The organism is Rathayibacter sp. AY1A2, assembly GCF_002930935.1.
In the GTDB taxonomy this organism is placed as follows: domain Bacteria; phylum Actinomycetota; class Actinomycetes; order Actinomycetales; family Microbacteriaceae; genus Rathayibacter.
In genome coordinates this window covers 308,717-327,186 of sequence record NZ_PSTP01000001.1, presented here as the reverse complement: position 1 = coordinate 327,186, position 18,470 = coordinate 308,717, and the positions used below count along the sequence as shown (strand labels likewise).

Here is an 18,470-nt window from a genome sequence, read left to right as displayed (position 1 = left end):
CGGCCTCGGCGGCGTGCCTGGCTATCCTGTCAGGAGATGGACATCGACGCTCTCTCGGCCGCCCGCGCTGCGCAGTGGACCCGCCTCGACGAGCTCTCGCGCAGGCGCCGCCTGACCGGAGCCGAGGCGGACGAGCTGATCGAGCGCTACCAGGCGGCATCCGCGGACCTCGCCACGATCTCCTCCACCGCCGGATCGACAGCCGTCGGCACTCGGCTCGCCGTCTCGCTCTCGCGGGCTCGGGGACGCCTGACCGGCACGCGAGACGAGCCGCTCGCCGCGGTCTCCCGCTTCGTCGTCCTCTCGCTCCCGGCCGCTCTGCACCGGCTGCGCTGGCTGACGCTCGCCGTCGCCCTCGCGACCGCGGTGGTGGCGACGCTCTACGCGCTCTGGATCCTCGGCGACCCGCGCCTGCTCGCCGCGCTGGGCGACGACGAGGAGCTGCGGCGCTTCGCCCGAGGCGACTTCATCGACTACTACTCCGAGAACCCCGCCGCCTCGTTCGCCGGGCAGGTCTGGACCAACAACGCCTGGATCGCGGCGCAGTGCGTGGCCTTCGGGATCGTCGGCGTCTACGTGCCGTACATCCTGCTGCAGAACGCGCAGAACCTCGGCACGTCGATCGCGGTGATGTTCCATGTGGGGGAGGGCGACACGTTCTTCCTCTACATCGCGCCGCACGGACAGCTCGAGCTGACGGCCGTGTTCGTCGCCGCGGCCGCGGGCCTGCGGATCTTCTGGGCCTGGATCGCTCCCGGCGCGCGCACCCGCGGCCAGGCGCTCGCCGAGGACGCGCGGAGCCTGTTCACGGTGGCGATCGGCCTGGTCTTCGTGCTGCTCGTCTCGGGCGTGATCGAGGGGTTCGTCACGCCGGCACCCTGGCCCTGGTGGCTCAAGATCGGGATCGGGGCGCTCGCCCTCGGCGCGTTCCTCTTCTACATGATCGTCGTCGGCGGGCGCGCGGTGCGGGCGGGGGAGACGGGCGACCTCGACCGGTTCGAGGCCGGGTCGCGGAGCATCGCGGCCGGCTGAGCCGAGCCGGACGAGCGCGGCCGTCGGAGCGGGGCCGTCGATCAGCGCTCCCGGGACCGACGACGGCCCCTCTCGCAGGTCAGAGCCGTCCGGCCGCCTTGAGCGCGAGGTAGCGGTCCGCGAGCGCCGGCGGGAGCGCGGAGGGGCTGCCGAGCACGACGTCCCCGCCGAGACGGCGGACGGCGGCCGAGAGCCGGTCGACGTCCGCGAGCGAGCGCTCCGCGGCGGCGGCGGAGTAGACCGCGGCCCGGTCGCTCCGGTCCTCCGCCATCCGCTGCAGCTCGGGGTCGAGCGCGCAGGCGACCACGACCGTGTGCACGCGGGTGAGCTGCGGGAGCACCGCGAGGAGCCCCTCCGCCGAGCCGACCGAGTCGAGCGCGGTGAGGAGCACCACCAGCGAGCGCTGGGAGGCCAGGGTGCGCACCTGCGCGGGCACCGCCGCCCAGTCGGTCTCGATGAGCTGGGGCTGCACGGGGGCGAGGGCGTCCACGACGCGGGTCAGCACCTCCGTGCCGGTGGCGCCGTGCACGCGGGCTCGCCGGGTGCGGTCGAACGCGAGCACGTCGACCCGGTCGCCGGCCGAGGCCGCGAGGGCCGCCAGGAGGAGTGACGCCTCGATCGCCGTGTCCAGGCGCGGCTCGTCCTCGATCCGGGCGGCGGACGTGCGGCCCGTGTCGAGCACGACGATCACGCGCCGGTCGCGCTCCGGGCGCCAGGTGCGGACGACCGGCTCCCGGCGCCGCGCGGTCGCCCGCCAGTCGAGCGAGCGGACGTCGTCGCCGCGGACGTACTCGCGCAGGCTGTCGAACTCCGTTCCCTGCCCGCGGATCATCACGCTGGTCCGCCCCTCCAGCTCGCGCAGCCGCGCCAGGCGCGAGGGCAGGTGGCGACGGGAGCGGAAGGCGGGCAGCACCCGGACGACGGCCGGCGCGGCCCGAGTCGCCTGGCGGCCGGCCAGCCCGAGCGGCCCGCGGGAGCGGATGGTGACGTGGAGTGCCCGGCGCTCGCCGCGGCGGAGCGGCTCCAGGACCGTGGTCACCGCGCGGCGCTCGCCCGGCGGCAGACGCAGGGACGACCGGGTCTCGAGGGCGCCGGCCGAGGGCTCCCAGGCGTCGCGGAGGACCCCCGTGATCCTCCTGCGGCCGGTGCTCGTGACCAGAAGGGTCGCCTCGGTCCGCTCGCCGAGCCGCACCCGGTCCGGCACCCGCCGCTCGAGCACGACGGCCCGGGGCGAGCCCGCGACCGCGACGTCGATCCCGACGAGGACCGCCCAGGCCAGGAGCCAGAGGCCGAGCACGGCGAAGGCGACCTCGGGGCGGCCGCCCAGGAGGACGACCGGCACCAGGCCGACGAGGAGGACGAGGACGCTGCGTCCGGTGAGGTGCACGGCTCAGACCGGGACGCGGACCTGCTGCAGGATCCCGCCCAGGACGGCCTCGGTGCGGACGCCCTCGAGCTCCGCCTCCGGCTCCAGCTGGATGCGGTGGCGCAGCACGGGCAGGACCATCGCCTGCACATGGTCGGGGGTGATCGAGCCGTAGCCGTTGAGCCAGGCCCAGGCGCGGGACGCCGCGAGCAGGGCGGTCGAGCCGCGGGGGCTGGTGCCGAGCTTGACGCTCGGGCTCTCGCGGGTGGCGCGGGCGAGGTCGACGATGTAGCCGAGGACGTCGGGGCCGGCTCCGACGCGCCGGGCCGACGCCTGGGCGGCGCGCAGACGAGCGGCGTCGAGCACGGGGCGCACGCCCGCGGCGTCGAGATCGCGCGGGTCGAAGCCGGCGGCGTGGCGCGAGAGCACCTCCACCTCGACGTCGCGCGGCGGGATGTCGAGCACGAGCTTGAGCAGGAACCGGTCCAGCTGGGCCTCCGGGAGCACGTAGGTCCCCTCGTACTCCACCGGGTTCTGGGTGGCGGCGACGAGGAACGGGTCCGGCAGAGGCAGGGTGCGCCCGTCGACGCTGACCTGGCGCTCCTCCATCGCCTCGAGGAGCGCGGCCTGGGTCTTCGGCGGCGTGCGGTTGATCTCGTCCGCCAGCAGGAGGTTCGTGAAGACCGGGCCCTCGCGGAAGGCGAAGCCGGAGGTGGAGGCGTCGTAGACGAGGGAGCCGGTGATGTCGCCGGGCATCAGGTCCGGCGTGAACTGCACCCGGCGGGTGTCGAGGCCGAGCGAGACGGAAAGGGCGCGCACGAGCAGCGTCTTCGCGACTCCGGGGACGCCCTCGAGCAGGACGTGGCCGCCCGCGAGGAGGGCGATCAGGAGCCCGGAGACGGCGCCGTCCTGGCCGACGACCGCGCGGCCGACCTCGGAGCGGACCCGGTCGAGCTCGGCGCGCAGGTCGTCGTCGGAGACCGGCGCTCCGTCGCGGGCGGAGGGGGTGGTGTCGCTCATCGGGAGGGGCCTTCCGGTCGTCGGGCGGTCGTCGGGGAGAGGGCGGCGCGGAGCGCGCTCTCGAAGCGGAGGAGCTCGTCGGAGGCGGCGACGAGGGCGGCGTCGTCGCCCGGCAGGTCGTCGACGAGCAGACGGCGCAGCGCGGCCTGATCGCGGCCGAGGCGCTCGGCGGCGACGGCGACGATCTCGTCGACCCCGGTCGCCGGAGCGAGTCCCAGGAGCGCGGCCGTCCGCCGGAGGGTGCCGATGCGCAGTGCGTCGAGGGCGCGGGGCCGCAGGGCTCCGCGCGCGTAGAGCCGCGCGCGGCCGCGGGCCGTCTCGCTCGCATGCACGACGACCGGCAGCGGCTCGACCGCGAGCGGGCCGAGCCGGCGGCCGCGCCAGACGGCGGAGGCGACGAACACGGCCACCAGTAGCAGGAGAGCCGGAGTCACCCAGCCGGGGGCGAGGTCGGCGGGTGCAGGGGTGGTGCTCGCCGAGTCGGCGGCTCCGGCGCGGTACCAGACCAGCCGGTCCTCACCGCCGAGCAGTCCGAGTGCGAGAGCGGCGCGGCCGTCCTGGCCGATGGTGCCGTTGCGGAGGAGGTCGGCGTCGCCGATCGCGGTGACGTCGGCGCCCTGCGGGAACCCGGTGCTCACGAGCAGGAAGCCGTCGTCGCCCGAGGGGAAGCAGCCGACCGCGTCGCCGTCGTCGAGGATCCGGTACGTGCTCCCTCCGGCGGGGAGCGTCCCGGCGCGCTCGGCCGCCGGGAGCGGGCACTCGGCGCGGAAGGGGCCGTCGCCGGCCGGGGAGCCGGCGAAGCGGACGTCCGGCAGCAGGGCGTCGAGCGCGGCTCCTCCCGGGGTCACCAGGACGAGCGAGGCCGAGGCGCGGGCGAGCCGGCGGTACTGGGCCTCGTCGAGGGCCACGTCCGGGTCGTCGACGAGCAGTGTCGCGTCCGGGGAGGAGGCGGCGAGAGCGGAGTCCAGGTCGTCGGCGCGGACGACCTCGACGCCCTGATCGCGCAGCACCTGGGCGAGCGCGCGGGCGCCGTCCGGGGTCGCGCTGTCGACGTCGAGGTCCGGGGCGGCCACCCGGGTCCCGGTCGCGACGTTGAGCAGCAGAGTGCCGACCGCGACGATCACGAGCAGGAGCACCCACACCCGTCCGCGGCGCAGCAGCGCGCCGAGGGTCGGGCTGGAGACCGTGTCGGCGCTCACCGGGGCGCCGCCAGGGCGTCCAGGACCGGCGAGGCCGCGGCGAGCTCGCGGTCCAGAGCCGCGACCCGCTCGTACTCGGCCGGGCCGCAGGGCTGCCCGAGGTAGCGCACGCGGTCGAAGTCGTCGGCCGTGCGGCGCAGCGCGGCGGCGGAGGAGGGGAAGGCCGCAGAGGCGCGCGACGCCAGGCCGAGCGCGGTCGTGCCGGGCGAGACCCGCAGGACGGTCCGCTCGTCGAGGGAGCGCACCAGGGCGCGGAAGCGCTCGACGAGCGCCTCGTCCCAGTCCCCGCGGGCGGCCGCGGCCTCGGCGAGCGAGCGGAGGGTCGCGGCCGAGCGGGTGTCGTCGTCGGCGAGCACCGCTCCCGTGACGGTGCTGCGGCGACCGGCGCGGGGCCGTCCCGCGATGACGAGCGCGGCGACCACGAGCGCCACCAGCACCAGCACGCCGATCACGGCGGCGATCGGAACCGGCGGGCCGTCGCTCTGCAGCGTGAGGGAGGCGAACCAGTCGCGCACCGCCTGCACCACCCGGTCGAAGAGGGTCGGCTCGGCCGCCCGGTAGCGCGGGTCGGCGAGCTCCTCGAGGAGGAGTCGGCGCGCCTGCTCCGCGTCGGGCTCGAGAGGGGCCGCGGCGAGGATCACGGGCGCTCCGGCACGGGGAAGGGATCGGGGGAGGGGCGGCCCGCCGCGCGCTCCTCGACGTGGCGCATCAGCACCAGGTCGAAGCCCTCGCGGCGCATCCGTCGGTCGAGGTAGACGAGGCCCGTCACGGCCGACTGGAGCACGGTGCCGACGGCGCCGATCACGAAGCCCACGGCGACGGAGGCGATCGTCACCACGAGCGAGGTGACGAGCTGCGCGTCCGGGTCGGTCGGGGCGATCAGGGCGCCGGCGATCGGGATGAGCAGGCTGAACGGCGTGGCCACGATCTGGCCGGCGACCTGGATGATCACGGTCATCAGCGCGAGCGCGCCGAAGGTGCGCCAGAAGCCGCCCGCCACCAGCCGCCAGGAGCGCGCCACCGCACGGCGCAGCGGCAGCCGCTCGACGACGATCAGGCTCGGAACCAGGGCGAGCTTCGTCGACAGCCAGACCCCCAGCGCGAGGGCGACCAGGCCGGAGCCGACGAGCACCAGGATCCCGCCGACGATCGCGCTCGACGTCCCGTCCATCGCTCCGATGACGAACAGCGGCACGGCGAGCGCCACGGCGAGGAGCACCAGGAGGAGGTAGCCGACGCCCTGCAGGACCGTCCAGCCGATCAGCGCCCAGAAGCGGCCCCGCAGCCGGGCGAGCAGCTGTCGGAAGGTCGCCCGCTCGCCGAGGACGCCGCGGGTGACCTCGAGCACGACCACGCCCTGCACGAGGGCGCCGCTGGCGAGCGAGACGGCGAGGGGGATGAGGGCGGCCAGGACCACGACCGCGAGGGAGCCTGCGCCGACGGCGTCGCGGTCAGCGGACTCCGCCTGCGCGATGCGCCCGACGGCGAGCACCGCGATCAGGCCGTAGACCGCCAGGGCGAGCACCGACCCGAGGCCCTGCACCAGCAGGGCGACGCCCAGGGTCGTGCGGGGGCTGCGGCGGAGGACCTGGAACGGCGCGCCGAGCAGGGTGCCGAAGCCGAGCGGGCGCAGCGGCACGAGACCGGGCTTGGGCGGGGGAGTCCAGCCGGGCGCTGGGCGTCCGGGCGACCAGGGGCCGGCGCCGGCGGGCGACCAGGAGCCCCCGGCGGGACCGGGTGGTACGGGGCCTGCGCTCGGCGGCGCGGGCGACCAGGCCGGGGCGACGGGAGCGGGCAGCGGCCTGCGCCGGTCGCCGTCCTGCGCCGGGACGGCCGCGTCGTCCGGACGCCCTGCGGGCGGGGGCCACTGAGCTGCGTCGGTCATCCCCTCCATGCTGTCACAGGCGTGCGGGCGGGGTCCTCCCCCGAGCGGACCCCCTTAGCCCGCAGAGCCCGCTCCCCGCCCACGGAGAGGTGCGTCGGTTAGCCTGGGTCGGGTCACCGTGCGCGCCGTGGGCGGGCGCGACCCGAGACGAGGAAGAGCAGACCGATGAGCGCGCGCATTCTGGTGGTCGACGACGACGCCGCCCTGGCCGAGATGATCGGCATCGTCCTGCGCGCCGACGGGTACGACGTCTCCTTCTGCGCGGACGGCTCAGGCGCCCTCGAGGCCTTCCGGCGGGCCCGGCCGGACCTGGTCCTGCTCGACCTGATGCTGCCCGGGATCGACGGGATCGAGGTGTGCCGCGCGATCCGCGCCGAGTCTGGCGTCCCCGTCATCATGCTGACGGCCAAGTCCGACACCTCCGACGTCGTGCAGGGCCTCGAGTCCGGCGCCGACGACTACATGGTCAAGCCGTTCGACCCCAAGGAGCTCGTCGCGCGGATCAGGACGCGCCTGCGTCCCGCCACCGCCGCCGCGAACGCGGTGCTGCAGGTCGGGGACCTGAGCCTCGACGTCGCCGGCCACGAGGTCCGCCGCGGCGAGACGCGCATCGGCCTGACCCCGCTCGAGTTCGACCTCCTCCTCGCCCTCGCCTCCAAGCCCCAGCAGGTCTTCACCCGCGAGATGCTGCTCGAGCAGGTCTGGGGCTACCACTACAAGGCCGACACCCGCCTCGTGAACGTGCACGTCCAGCGCCTGCGCGCCAAGGTCGAGAAGGACCCGGACGACCCCCGCATCGTGATGACCGTGCGCGGCGTCGGCTACCGCGCCGGCGCCGTCCTCCCGGGCTGACCGTGCCCCGCCTCGCCGCTCCCGACGTGCGCCGGTGGCCCCGCCGCGTGCTCGGGGTGTGGCGCACGTCGCTGCAGTTCCGCGCGGTCGCGATCACGGTCCTGCTCAGCGGCATCGCCATCGGCTCGACCGGCGTCTACCTCTCGTACAGCATCAGCGACAACCTGTTCCAGTCACGGCTGACGCAGGTCACGGGCGACACGTCGCGCGCGACCCGGGCCGCGCAGGGATACCTCGACGCCGCCACAGTCTCCACCCGCCAGGACATGGAGGAGGTGATGAGCTCGGTGCGCACCGCCGTCCGGGACGCCTCCTCCTCCGCGCTGATCGCCGTGGTGCGCTCGCCCGACCAGGAGGCGTCCTCGCTGGCGCCCCAGGACATCTACAACCGCGAGCTCCAGAACGGCGTGATCAGCGACGCGCTGCGCGAGCGGGTGCAGGCGGGCTCCGACGGGCAGTACTGGCAGTCGGTGACGCTCGACGCCTCCGGTCAGCAGCAGCCCGGCATCCTCGTCGGCTCGACCCTCGAGCTGCCGAGCTCGGCCGGGCGCTACGAGCTGTACATCGGCTACTCCCTCGCGGACGCGGAGCGCACGCTCCAGTTCGTGCAGCAGGTGCTCAACGTGGCGGGGATCCTGCTCATCCTGCTGATCGGAGCGGTCAGCTGGGTCGTCGTGCGGATCGTCGTCGCCCCGGTCCGGGTCGCGGCCGAGACGAGCCAGCGCCTCGCCGCCGGCGACTTCGACGTGCGGATACCCGAGCGGGGCCAGGACGTGATCGCGACCCTCGCCCGGTCCTTCAACGGCATGGCCGACAGCCTGCAGGACCGGATCAGCGAGCTCGCGACGCTCAGCCAGGTCCAGCAGCGCTTCGTCTCGGACGTCTCGCACGAGCTCCGGACGCCGCTGACGACGATGAAGCTGGCCGGGGACGTGCTGTACGACCAGCGCGAGGACTTCGCCCCGGTCGCCGAGCGCACGGTCGAGCTGCTGCACAGCCAGATCGACCGCTTCGAGAGCCTCCTCGCCGACCTGCTCGAGATCTCCCGCCACGACGCGGGATCGGCCGAGCTCGAGCTCGAGCCGGTCAACCTGGTGAAGCTGGCCGGCGACGAGATCGAGGCGATGCGCGGGATCGCGGAGGCGAACGGTTCCCGGCTCACTCTCTCCGCCCCGGGCGGCTACTTCGACGCCGACCTCGATCCGCGCCGCATCCGCCGGATCGTCCGCAACCTGCTGGGCAACGCGATCGAGCACGGCGACGGCCGCGAGGTCGTCGTCACCGTCGACAGCAACGCCAGCGCGGTCGCCCTCGCGGTGCGCGACTACGGGCACGGCATGAGCAGCGAGGAGGTGGTGCGCGTCTTCGACCGCTTCTGGCGCGCCGACCCGTCCCGCCGCCGCACGCTCGGCGGCACCGGCCTCGGCCTCTCCATCGCGCAGGAGGACACCGCCCTGCACCACGGCTGGCTGCAGGTCTGGTCCGTGCCCGATCGCGGCGCCTGCTTCCGCCTGACCGTGCCCCGGCACCGCGGCGAGCGGATCGAGGCCTCGCCGCTCCCGCTGCCCCCGGTCGACGCGGGCGAGCAGGCCTACAGCGGCCCGATCGTCCTCCCGCCGCTGCAGGCTCCTCCGGTCGGGGCCGCGGGGGTGCTCCCGTGAGGCGCGGCGTCCTCCGCGCCGTCGCGGCCGCCGCGCTGCTCGCGTTCGGGCTGGCCGGGTGCGCCGGCATCCCGCGGGACGGCGACGTCGGAGTCGGACGGCCCGACACCGCGCCGCAGGACCTCCAGTACGACTTCCTCCCGTCGGGACCCGCCGTCGGTGCGTCGCAGCGCGACATCCTGACCGGCTTCATCGACGCCGCGTCGAGCCCGCAGAACAACTACAAGATCGCCCGCGAGTTCCTCTCCACCGGAGCCGACTGGACGCCGGGCGAGCACGTGACGGTCGACGAGGGCCAGCGCTCCGCCTCGCCGCAGTCGGGATCCACGCTCTCGCTGACGATCACGCCCGTCGCCGAGGTCGACGCGACCGGCGTCTACACCGACGTCGCCACCACGGCCGGCCTGACCCTCGACTACGGCTTCGTCCAGGAGAACGGCGAGTGGCGCATCAGCGCGCCGCCGAGCGGCGTGGTGATCGACCGCACCACCTTCGAGCAGGTCTTCTCGACGCACGCGCTCTACTTCTTCGACCCCGGATACCAGTACCTCGTGCCGGACCTGCGCTGGTTCGCCTCGCGCGCCGACAGCTCCACCAGCACCACGATCGTCACCGAGCTGCTGCGCGGCCCCACGCCGTGGCTGCGGGACTCCGCCGCCGTCGTGTCGGCCTTCCCGACCGGGACGACGCTGGCGGCCGAGACCGTCCCGGTCGAGTCGCAGCGCGCCGTGGTGGACCTGAACCCGGCCGCTCTCGAGGCCGATCCGGCGCAGTGGCGGCTGATGGCCCTGCAGCTGAACCGGAGCCTCGCGAACGTCTCGAACGTCACCGGAGTCGCGCTCTCGGTCGAGCAGAACCCGATCGACGTCCCCTCCGAGGTCACCGGCCTGCCGACCTCGCCCCGCGTCGACACCCGGCCGCTCGTGCTGACCGACGACGCTTTCGGATTCCTCGGCTCCTCCGGGCTGGCCGGCCTCGGGATCTCGGATCGGATCGAGGCGCTGCAGCCGCGGGCCGCGGTCCTCGGCGAGCAGCGCGGGGCCGACTCGGACGCATCGGCGGCCGTGCTCACCGCCGCGGGCGTGAGCCTCGTGGAGCCCGACGGTGCCGACGTCCTCCTCGACGCGAGGTCGGGCCTCGTCGCGCCGACGATCGATCCGCTCGGGTACGTGTGGTCCGTGCCGTCGGCCTCGCCCGGGCAGCTGGTGGCGTACTCCGCGGACGGCTCGCGCTCGATGCAGGTCGCGACGGCCTGGAGCGAGGTCGAGTCGCTCGCCTCGATCGCCGTGTCGCGCGACGGCACCCGGATGCTGGCGCTCGCCCAGGACGGGCAGCAGGCCACGGTGCTGGTGGCCGGCATCACCCGCTCACGGGACGGCGACCCGGTGGCGGTCGGCGAGCCGGTCGTCCTCCGCTCGACCCTGGGGACCGCGGTCGCCGCGGCCTGGACGGACGAGCTCGACGTGGTGTCGGTCGTGCGCGGCTCGACGGGGGAGGACGCCGTCACGATGAACCTGCTCGGCGGAGGCGCCACGGCGCTCGGCACGACGACGGGCACGGTCCAGATCGCCGCGGGCAACACCTCGACCCAGGTCCGCATCCTCGCCGAGGGCGGGGAGCTCCGGCAGCAACGGGGCTCGGCCTGGCAGACGACCGCGACGGACATCCGGCTGCTCGCGACGCAGACCGGCATGGGGTCCTGACGGGTCCTGTCGGCGACGACGAGCCCTGTCGACGACGGCGCTCCCCGGATGCTCCTCCCCAGGTGCGTCGGGCGGGCGGATCGTCCCGATCCGACGGATCCACCCACCGCGCCGCGGCCCGGACGGCGAACGTGGAAGGCATGCTCTCCGATCACCTGCTCGACGCCCTCGCCGTCCTCCTCCCGCTGGAGTGCCCCGCCTGCGGAGAGCCGACGAGCCGGGCGCCCTGTCCGGACTGCTCGGCCGACGCGGCCGCCTCGGCCTGCCTGCTGACCCGCGTCGTCGGCCCGCCGGACGATCCGCTCCTCGTCATCACCGGTGCCCCGTACGAGGGCACGGTGCGCCGCCTCGTCGTCGCGCTGAAGGAGGAGGGCCGCACGGCCTGCCTCGCCCCGCTCGGCGCGCTGTTGCGTCCGGCCCTCGGCGCGGCGCTCGCCGGCAGCCCCGCGATCCTGGTCGTCCCGCCCGGCTCCTGGCTCGGCCGCGTGCGGCGGGGCGCCGATCCCGTCGCGCAGCTGGTCGCCGCGGCGGGAGGGCGGGCGGCGCGTCCTCTCCGGCGGTCGCGGATGGTCCGCGACCAGGTCGGGCTCGGCCGCGTCGAGCGGCGCGGCAACCTCGACGGGGCGTTCCGCGCCCGCCGTCCGCTCTCGTCGTGGCCGCCGGTGGTCCTCGTCGACGACGTGGTCACCTCCGGCGCGACCCTGCTCGAGCTCCGGCGCGCCGTGCGTGCGGCCGGCGGGACGGTCCGGGCCGCGGCGGCCCTGGCCGGCACCGCGCAACGAGGAGGGAACGTAGCAGCAGAATCCGGACGAACTCCCGGTGACGATCCGGTGGCCGGGGTCTACGGTGGGGGCACGGCGTGAACGGTCCGCCCCGGAGAAAGGCGGCACGCCGTACTCGACTGGGAGGTTGTCATGGACATCGACATCACAGGACGCAACATCGACATCACCGATCGCTTCCGCGCGTACGCGACGGAGAAGTCGGACAAGGTGGCGCACCTCGCCGATCGTGCTCTCGCACTCGAGATCAAGGCGAGCAGGCACGCCGAGGGCAAGGGCTCGGCCGGCGGCGACCGCGTGGAGCTGACGCTGATCGGCAAGGGGCCCGTGGTCCGGGCCGAGGCGAGCGGAGCCGACAAGTACGCGGCGTTCGACGTCGCCATCGGCCGGCTGCTCGAACGGGTGAGACGCGCCAAGGACCGGAAGAAGGTCCATCGGGGCCAGCATCGGCCGACCTCGCTCCGCGACGCGGCCGCCGACGACTTCAGCGTCGTCGCCATCCAGCCGGCCGACGCGGCGGTGCTGGAGCAGCTGAGCACAGGCGTCATCCCCGTGCAGGAGGCGCCGGAGCCGGTCGAGGACGAGGTCGAGGAGCCGTACTGCCCCGTCGTCATCCGCAAGAAGGTCTTCGCCTCCGTCTCGATGACCGTCGACGACGCCGTCGACTACATGGAGCTGGTCGGACACGACTTCTACCTCTTCATCGACTCCGACACGAACCGCCCGAGCGTGGTCTACCGCCGCAAGGGCTGGGACTACGGCGTGATCGGCCTCGGCGACGAGGCCGACGAGCTCGCCGAGCAGGCCGCCGGCTGAGATCCGACCCCGGGCCCCGGAGCATCCGCTCCGGGGCCCTCCCCGTGCCCAGGCAGGGAGTCCGCCCAGGGCGGACGCGTCGCCCCGACCGCTCGCCGCCCGCCCCGGCTAGGCTGGTCGCGGTCCGCGCTCCGGCGCGCGACTCCTGTCTTCTACTTTTTTGGAGTACCCCGTGGCCTCTGTCCTCGAAAAGGTCCTTCGCGTCGGGGAGGGGCGGGTCATCCGCCGCCTCGAGAACTACGCGAAGGCCGTCAACGCCCTCGAAGAGGACTTCACGCACCTCAGCGACGAGGAGCTGAAGAACGAGACCGTCGAGCTGCGCGAGCGCTACTCGAACGGCGAGTCCCTCGACGACCTACTGCCGGAGGCGTTCGCCGCCGTCCGCGAGGCCTCGCGCCGGACGCTCGGCCTCCGCCACTTCGACGTGCAGCTCATGGGCGGCGCCGCCCTGCACCTGGGCAACATCGCCGAGATGAAGACCGGAGAGGGCAAGACGCTCGTCGCGACCCTCCCGGCCTACCTCAACGCGATCGCCAGCCGCGGCGTGCACATCGTCACGGTCAACGACTTCCTCGCGTCGTACCAGTCCGAGCTGATGGGGCGCGTGTTCCGCGCCCTCGGCATGACGACCGGAGTGATCCTCTCGGGCCAGACCCCGGAGCAGCGCCGCGAGCAGTACTCGGCCGACATCACCTACGGCACGAACAACGAGTTCGGCTTCGACTACCTCCGCGACAACATGGCGTGGCAGGCGCAGGACATGGTCCAGCGCGGCCACTTCTACGCCATCGTCGACGAGGTCGACTCGATCCTCATCGACGAGGCCCGCACCCCGCTGATCATCTCCGGACCGGCGTCGGGCGAGGCGAACCGCTGGTTCGCGGAGTTCGCCAACCTCGCCAAGCGCCTCGACGAGGGCGAGGACTTCGAGGTCGACGAGAAGAAGCGCACCGTCGGCGTCCTCGAGCCCGGCATCGAGAAGGTCGAGGACTACCTCGGCATCGACAACCTCTACGAGTCGGCGAACACCCCGCTGATCTCGTTCCTCAACAACGCCATCAAGGCGCGCGCGCTGTTCAAGAAGGACAAGGACTACGTCGTGCTGAACGGCGAGGTCCTGATCGTCGACGAGCACACCGGCCGCATCCTGGCCGGACGCCGCTACAACGAGGGCATCCACCAGGCCATCGAGGCGAAGGAGGGCGTGCAGGTCAAGGCCGAGAACCAGACACTGGCCACCGTCACGCTCCAGAACTACTTCCGCCTCTACGCGAAGCTCTCCGGCATGACCGGAACGGCCGAGACCGAGGCCGCCGAGTTCATGTCGACCTACAAGCTCGGCGTCGTCCCGATCCCGACGAACCGCAAGATGCAGCGGATCGACAACGCCGACCTCGTCTACAAGAACGAGCAGGTCAAGTTCGCCCAGGTCGTCGAGGACATCGCGGAGCGCCACGCGGCCGGGCAGCCGGTCCTCGTCGGCACGACCAGCGTCGAGAAGAGCGAGTACCTCTCGCGCCTGCTCGCCAAGAAGGGCGTGCGCCACGAGGTCCTGAACGCCAAGAACCACGCGCGGGAGGCGGCCATCGTCGCCCAGGCCGGCCGCCTCGGCGCCGTCACCGTCGCGACCAACATGGCCGGTCGAGGCACCGACATCATGCTCGGCGGCAACGCCGAGTTCCTCGCGGTCTCCGAGATGACGGCCAAGGGCCTGAACCCCTCCGAGACCCCGGAGGAGTACGAGGCAGAGTGGGACGAGGTCTTCGCCGCCGTCAAGGAGAAGGTGGGCGAGGAGGCCGAGAAGGTCCAGGCCGCCGGCGGCCTCTACGTGCTCGGCACCGAGCGCCACGAGTCGCGCCGCATCGACAACCAGCTCCGCGGACGCTCGGGCCGCCAGGGCGACCCGGGGGAGAGCCGCTTCTACCTCTCGCTCACCGACGACCTCATGCGCCTGTTCAACTCCGGCGCCGCCGAGGCGCTCATGGGCCGCGGCAACGTCCCGGACGACATCGCCATCGAGTCGAAGGTCGTCTCGCGCGCCATCCGCAGCGCCCAGTCGCAGGTCGAGGCCCGCAACGCCGAGATCCGCAAGAACGTCCTCAAGTACGACGACGTCCTCAACCGCCAGCGCGAGGCGATCTACTCGGACCGCCGCCACATCCTCGAGGGCGACGACCTGCACGAGCGCACCCAGAAGTTCCTCGTCGACGTGATCGACGAGATCCTCGAGGTGCACACCGGCGACGGCAACGGCGACGACTGGGACTTCGACGCCCTCTGGACCGAGCTGAAGACGCTGTACCCGATCAGCCTCACCATCGACGAGGTGGTGCAGGAGGCGGGCAGCCGCGGCCGCATCAACAAGGAGTTCATGCGCCGCGAGATCCTCTCGGACGCGCAGCTCGCCTACCAGCGCCGCGAGGAGCAGCTGGGCTCTCCCGCCATGCGAGAGCTCGAGCGCCGTGTCGTGCTCTCGGTGATCGACCGCCGCTGGCGCGACCACCTCTACGAGATGGACTACCTCAAGGACGGCATCGGCCTGCGCGCGATGGCCCAGCGCGATCCGCTGGTCGAGTACCAGCGCGAGGGCTTCGCTCTGTTCCAGCAGATGATGGGGCAGATCCGCGAGGAGACCGTCGGCTTCCTCTTCAACCTCGAGGTCGAGGTGACCCAGAAGCAGGGCGAGGTCGCCGGAGTCGCGGCCAAGGGCCTCGCTCAGCCGGTCGCTCCGGCCGAGAAGCTCAGCTACTCGGCCCCGAGCGACACCGGCGGCGTCGAGGTCCGCGACCAGCGCGGACAGGTGCAGCAGGCGGCCACCGCGAAGGCCCGCGCCGAGGAGGCCCGCAAGGCGCTCCCCGAGGGCGAGGCGGAGGAGACTCCGACGACCGGCGCCTTCGGCCAGAAGCCGGGCGGCTCGGACGCCCCCGCCAACCGTGAGGAGCGGCGCGCGCAGTCCAAGCGCCGCTGAGTCCTCCCCGGACGACGCCGACGGCCCCGGTCCCGCAGCAGCGGGTGTCCGGGGCCGTCGGCGTTCCTGCGGAGGCTCGGAGCCCGCCTCGCCCGCCGTCAGGACTCGCCGCGCGCGAGGGCCGAGACGAAGCCGCCGGCGAAGGTGTCGCCGAGGCCGATCGTCGTCGGCCGGTCCGTCTCGAGGACGAGCCCGGGGACGCAGCTGGCCTCGAGCGCCGACTCCACCGCTGCGCACACCGCTTGCGAGCAGGGCTGGGGAGGGAGTCCGCCGACGCGGTCGTAGTCGGCGGCGGTGAAGCCGTCCCCGAGGAGGTCGCGGAGCTCGGTCGCGCGGATCATCTCGTCACCGACGCCCCGCCGCCCCCGGAGCTCGAGGAGGCCCTGCGCGACAGGGGAGTGGAGATCGTGCTCCCGGCCGGTGCGGCCGCCCCGGAGCGCTGACCCGCTCCTCACAGCACGTTGATCGCGGTGGCACGCCAGCGCGCGTCCGTGCCTTCGAGCCGGATCGCGACGGCCCGGCTCCGTGCGCGGTGATGCACCAGCACGACTCCCTCGACGACACCGTCCCGCGGCTCCGTGACGATCACCCGTCCGACCGTGAACGGGACGCGCTGCGCCGTCCGCTTCCGCAGGCTGCGGGCGCGGGCCGCGAGCACGACCCGCTTCTGCAGGTGGTGGTAGACCTCGTCGCTCAGCCACCGCGCGATCTGGTCGATCTCGCGCGAGCCCTCGAGGATCTCGATCACGAGGTGCGTGAGCCGGGCGAGCAGGGGCTCCGGTTCGGGCAGCTCCGCGCGGGTCGCAGGCTGCGGGGCGAAGAACTCCGCGAGGGTGAGCCGCTCCACGGCCGCCTCGGGGTCGAGGGGGAGGGTGCGGTAGTCGAAGGCGTGGAGGGGAAGGCTCATGCGGCGATCTCCTGGGGCAGGACGAGCTGTTCACGGGTCCGGGTCACCTCTCTGCTCGACGGGCGGGGCGCGCTGGGTCGGCACGCGAGGACGACCTCATCGAAGCAGTCGAGGGATGCTCATGGAAGGCAGGGGCGCAGACTGTGGATAATCGTCGGCCGTCCCGAGCTGTGGACAGCGAGCCCGGCGTGCGCCGCCCGGCCGCGCCCTAGGCTTGTCGGGTGTCGACCCTCAGTGACCTCGTCCTCTCCCACGGCCGATCCGACGAAGCGGACGTCGAATGGCTGCACCTGCTCGTCGGCGACCTGCAGCTGCTCGCCGACCTGGCCTTCGCCGACATCGTGCTCTGGGTGCCCACGGCCGACGACAGCTTCGTCGCCGTCGCCCACGCGCGCCCCAGCAGCGCGGCGACGCTCTTCTACCGCGACTTCGTCGGGCAGAGGATCAAGTCGGAGTGGCGCGCCCAGGTCGTCGAGGCGTTCGAGACCGCGCGGATCGTCGACACCTCCGCCCCGGACTGGTTCGAGGAGACGCCCACCCGCGTGCGCGCGGTGCCCGTCCTGCGCCGCCTGGGGGCCTCCGACGGCGGGACGACGGACCGCCCCATCGCGGTCGTCACGCGCCACACCAACCTCAGCGAGACGCGCACGCCGAGCCGGCAGGAGCTGACGTTCAACGACTGCGCGAACGACCTCTTCTCGATGATCGCCTCGGGCGACTTCCCGGACCTGGGCGCGCCGACCGGTCCTCGTCGCGGGGCGCCGCGCGCGTCCGACGGACTGATCCGCCTGGACGTCGACGGCGTCACCACGTTCGCGAGCCCCAACGCCCTCTCGGCGTTCAACCGCATCGGCTTCGCCGACGAGCTCGAGGGGGAGTCGCTCGCCGAGGTCACCACGAAGCTGATCGCGGGGAAGGTCGTCATCGACGAGTCGCTCCCGCTGGTCGTGACCGGCCGGGCGCCGTGGCGCACCGACATCGAGGCCCGCGGAGTGACGGTGTCGCTGCGCGCGATCCCGATCCGCGACCGCGGCGAGCGGGTCGGCGCCGTTGTCCTGTGCCGCGACGTGACGGAGCTGCGCCACCAGGAGCGGGAGCTCATCACCAAGGACGCGACGATCCGTGAGATCCACCACCGCGTGAAGAACAACCTGCAGACCGTGGCCTCGCTGCTGCGGATCCAGGCCAGGCGCACCCACTCCGACCTCGCCCGGGAGGCGCTCACGCAGGCGATGCGCCGCGTCGCCGCCATCGCGGTCGTGCACGACACGCTCTCGGAGGGGCTGAACCAGAACGTCGACTTCGACGCGGTCTTCGACCGGGTGCTGCTGCTGATCGCCGAGGTCGCCTCGACCCACAACACCACGGTGCACCCGAAGCTGACGGGGAGCTTCGGCAATCTGCCCAGCGAGTACGCGACTCCGCTCGCCCTCGCCCTGACCGAGCTGGTCACCAACGCCGTCGAGCACGGCCTGGCCGGACGGGAGGGCGACGTGGAGATCGTCGCCTCGCGCAGCGATGACGAGCTCACGGTGAAGGTGCGCGACACGGGCGTCGGGCTGCCGGAGGGCAAGGTCGGATCGGGCCTGGGCACGCAGATCGTGCGCACGCTCATCCAGGGCGAGCTCGGCGGCACCATCGACTGGCACACGCTCGTCGGGCGCGGCACCGAGGTCACCATCGAGGTGCCGCTGCGGTGGCTGGAGCGCGCCCGCTCCTGAGCCCGGAGACGACGCGACCCCCGCTGCCGAGAGGCGACGGGGGTCGGGGTCGTTCGTGCCGCCGAGCGGCTCGTGCGCCTAGGAGGCGCGTCGTGCGCGGGCGGCGCGGCGCTTCAGGGCTCGGCGCTCGTCCTCGCTGAGGCCGCCCCACACGCCCGAGTCCTGGCCGGTCTCGAGGGCGTACTGGAGGCAGACCTCGGTGACGGTGCAGCGTGCGCACACCGACTTCGCCTTCTCGATCTGGTCCACGGCCGGGCCGGTGTTGCCGACCGGGAAGAAAAGCTCGGGGTCTGCGGTGAGGCAAGCGGCCTTGTCGCGCCAGTCCATGCGGGTGCTCCTTGTGTGAAGGCGTGCGTGGAGGAACCACGCAGTGTTCGGGTGGGATGATCGATCCACGCCGACGATCCCGACCAGTACTCGACCTCCGCGCCCTCACCGGCGCACGCCACGAGGCCCCGTGCTGGAGCGCGGGGTGGATCGGGGTGGTGGACGGGAGAACGCTCGGTTCTTGCCGGTGCACTCGACGCGATGCGCGAGCACTGCGTCGGCCACCCGGCT

The 18,470-nt window shown here is 73.5% G+C and carries 16 protein-coding genes; 8 read left to right on the top strand and 8 right to left on the bottom strand.

The annotated features are described in order from the left end of the window. Positions 1-36: 36 nt before the first annotated feature. Positions 37-1,032 (top strand): stage II sporulation protein M, encoded by a 996-nt coding sequence (locus tag C5B93_RS01475; RefSeq protein ID WP_104232803.1) that lies wholly within the window; start codon positions 37-39, stop codon positions 1,030-1,032. A gap of 79 nt (positions 1,033-1,111) precedes the next feature. Here the strand turns inward: C5B93_RS01475 and C5B93_RS01470 are convergent, their stop codons facing one another. Genes C5B93_RS01470 through C5B93_RS01450 form a run of 5 tightly spaced genes read right to left on the bottom strand, consistent with a single transcriptional unit; the run spans position 1,112 to position 6,502 of the window. Beyond that, a complete protein-coding gene (locus C5B93_RS01470; protein WP_104255250.1) occupies positions 1,112-2,419 on the bottom strand; it encodes a DUF58 domain-containing protein in 1,308 nt (435 codons plus the stop codon). A gap of 3 nt (positions 2,420-2,422) precedes the next feature. Then, the gene (locus tag C5B93_RS01465) at positions 2,423-3,418 is read right to left on the bottom strand and encodes a MoxR family ATPase (protein ID WP_104224137.1); all 996 of its coding nucleotides are present in this window, start codon (positions 3,416-3,418) and stop codon (positions 2,423-2,425) included. Next, complete coding sequence (locus tag C5B93_RS01460) at positions 3,415-4,617, bottom strand: DUF4350 domain-containing protein (protein WP_104291597.1); 1,203 nt, start codon at positions 4,615-4,617, stop codon at positions 3,415-3,417. The genes C5B93_RS01465 and C5B93_RS01460 overlap by 4 nt, the downstream gene beginning before the upstream one ends. After that, on the bottom strand, positions 4,614-5,258 hold the full coding sequence (locus tag C5B93_RS01455; RefSeq protein ID WP_104291596.1) for a DUF4129 domain-containing protein: 645 nt from the start codon (positions 5,256-5,258) through the stop codon (positions 4,614-4,616). Before C5B93_RS01455 ends, C5B93_RS01460 begins: the two co-directional genes overlap by 4 nt. Beyond that, the gene (locus tag C5B93_RS01450) at positions 5,255-6,502 is read right to left on the bottom strand and encodes a hypothetical protein (RefSeq protein ID WP_146078410.1); all 1,248 of its coding nucleotides are present in this window, start codon (positions 6,500-6,502) and stop codon (positions 5,255-5,257) included. The genes C5B93_RS01455 and C5B93_RS01450 overlap by 4 nt, the downstream gene beginning before the upstream one ends. Before the next feature lie 165 nt (positions 6,503-6,667). Between C5B93_RS01450 and mtrA the strand changes: the two genes are divergently transcribed. The 6 genes from mtrA (at position 6,668) to secA (ending at position 15,284) form a co-directional block, all read left to right on the top strand. After that, a complete protein-coding gene (mtrA, locus tag C5B93_RS01445; RefSeq protein ID WP_104224133.1) occupies positions 6,668-7,354 on the top strand; it encodes an MtrAB system response regulator MtrA in 687 nt (228 codons plus the stop codon). Positions 7,355-7,356: 2 nt separating this feature from the next. Beyond that, positions 7,357-9,015, top strand: coding sequence for an MtrAB system histidine kinase MtrB (gene mtrB, locus C5B93_RS01440; RefSeq protein WP_244229464.1), 1,659 nt, complete (start codon positions 7,357-7,359; stop codon positions 9,013-9,015). Next, positions 9,012-10,718: an LpqB family beta-propeller domain-containing protein gene (locus C5B93_RS17070; protein WP_104274167.1), complete on the top strand. Its 1,707-nt coding sequence runs from the start codon at positions 9,012-9,014 to the stop codon at positions 10,716-10,718. The genes mtrB and C5B93_RS17070 overlap by 4 nt, the downstream gene beginning before the upstream one ends. 140 nt (positions 10,719-10,858) lie before the next feature. Then, entirely contained in the window at positions 10,859-11,581 is a 723-nt protein-coding gene (locus tag C5B93_RS01430; protein ID WP_104232797.1) for a ComF family protein, read from the top strand. A 51-nt stretch (positions 11,582-11,632) separates the two neighbouring features. Continuing rightward, positions 11,633-12,316 (top strand): ribosome hibernation-promoting factor, HPF/YfiA family, encoded by a 684-nt coding sequence (hpf, locus tag C5B93_RS01425; RefSeq protein WP_104224131.1) that lies wholly within the window; start codon positions 11,633-11,635, stop codon positions 12,314-12,316. Between the two features lie 172 nt (positions 12,317-12,488). Beyond that, a complete protein-coding gene (gene secA, locus C5B93_RS01420; protein ID WP_104232796.1) occupies positions 12,489-15,284 on the top strand; it encodes a preprotein translocase subunit SecA in 2,796 nt (931 codons plus the stop codon). Between the two features lie 98 nt (positions 15,285-15,382). Here the strand turns inward: secA and C5B93_RS01415 are convergent, their stop codons facing one another. Continuing rightward, positions 15,383-15,625 (bottom strand): carbohydrate kinase family protein, encoded by a 243-nt coding sequence (locus C5B93_RS01415; RefSeq protein ID WP_146078409.1) that lies wholly within the window; start codon positions 15,623-15,625, stop codon positions 15,383-15,385. A 110-nt stretch (positions 15,626-15,735) separates the two neighbouring features. Then, complete coding sequence (locus C5B93_RS01410; RefSeq protein WP_219812255.1) at positions 15,736-16,191, bottom strand: Rv3235 family protein; 456 nt, start codon at positions 16,189-16,191, stop codon at positions 15,736-15,738. A gap of 221 nt (positions 16,192-16,412) precedes the next feature. Between C5B93_RS01410 and C5B93_RS01405 the strand changes: the two genes are divergently transcribed. After that, the gene (locus C5B93_RS01405; RefSeq protein ID WP_104224128.1) at positions 16,413-17,912 is read left to right on the top strand and encodes a sensor histidine kinase; all 1,500 of its coding nucleotides are present in this window, start codon (positions 16,413-16,415) and stop codon (positions 17,910-17,912) included. Between the two features lie 78 nt (positions 17,913-17,990). Here C5B93_RS01405 and C5B93_RS01400 read toward each other — a convergent pair whose 3' ends face one another. Continuing rightward, the gene (locus C5B93_RS01400; RefSeq protein WP_055788231.1) at positions 17,991-18,239 is read right to left on the bottom strand and encodes a WhiB family transcriptional regulator; all 249 of its coding nucleotides are present in this window, start codon (positions 18,237-18,239) and stop codon (positions 17,991-17,993) included. Between the last annotated feature and the right edge of the window lie 231 nt (positions 18,240-18,470).

Bases quoted from the DNA above. Each gene is read 5' to 3' on its own strand.
- C5B93_RS01465 (WP_104224137.1), bottom strand. From the start codon at position 3,418: ATGAGCGACACCACCCCCTCCGCCCGCGACGGAGCGCCGGTCTCCGAC.
- C5B93_RS01400 (WP_055788231.1), bottom strand. From the start codon at position 18,239: ATGGACTGGCGCGACAAGGCCGCTTGCCTCACCGCAGACCCCGAGCTT.
- hpf (WP_104224131.1), top strand. From the start codon at position 11,633: ATGGACATCGACATCACAGGACGCAACATCGACATCACCGATCGCTTC.
- mtrA (WP_104224133.1), top strand. From the start codon at position 6,668: ATGAGCGCGCGCATTCTGGTGGTCGACGACGACGCCGCCCTGGCCGAG.
- C5B93_RS01450 (WP_146078410.1), bottom strand. From the start codon at position 6,502: ATGACCGACGCAGCTCAGTGGCCCCCGCCCGCAGGGCGTCCGGACGAC.
- C5B93_RS01475 (WP_104232803.1), top strand. From the start codon at position 37: ATGGACATCGACGCTCTCTCGGCCGCCCGCGCTGCGCAGTGGACCCGC.
- C5B93_RS01410 (WP_219812255.1), bottom strand. From the start codon at position 16,191: ATGAGCCTTCCCCTCCACGCCTTCGACTACCGCACCCTCCCCCTCGAC.
- C5B93_RS01415 (WP_146078409.1), bottom strand. From the start codon at position 15,625: ATGATCCGCGCGACCGAGCTCCGCGACCTCCTCGGGGACGGCTTCACC.
- C5B93_RS01430 (WP_104232797.1), top strand. From the start codon at position 10,859: ATGCTCTCCGATCACCTGCTCGACGCCCTCGCCGTCCTCCTCCCGCTG.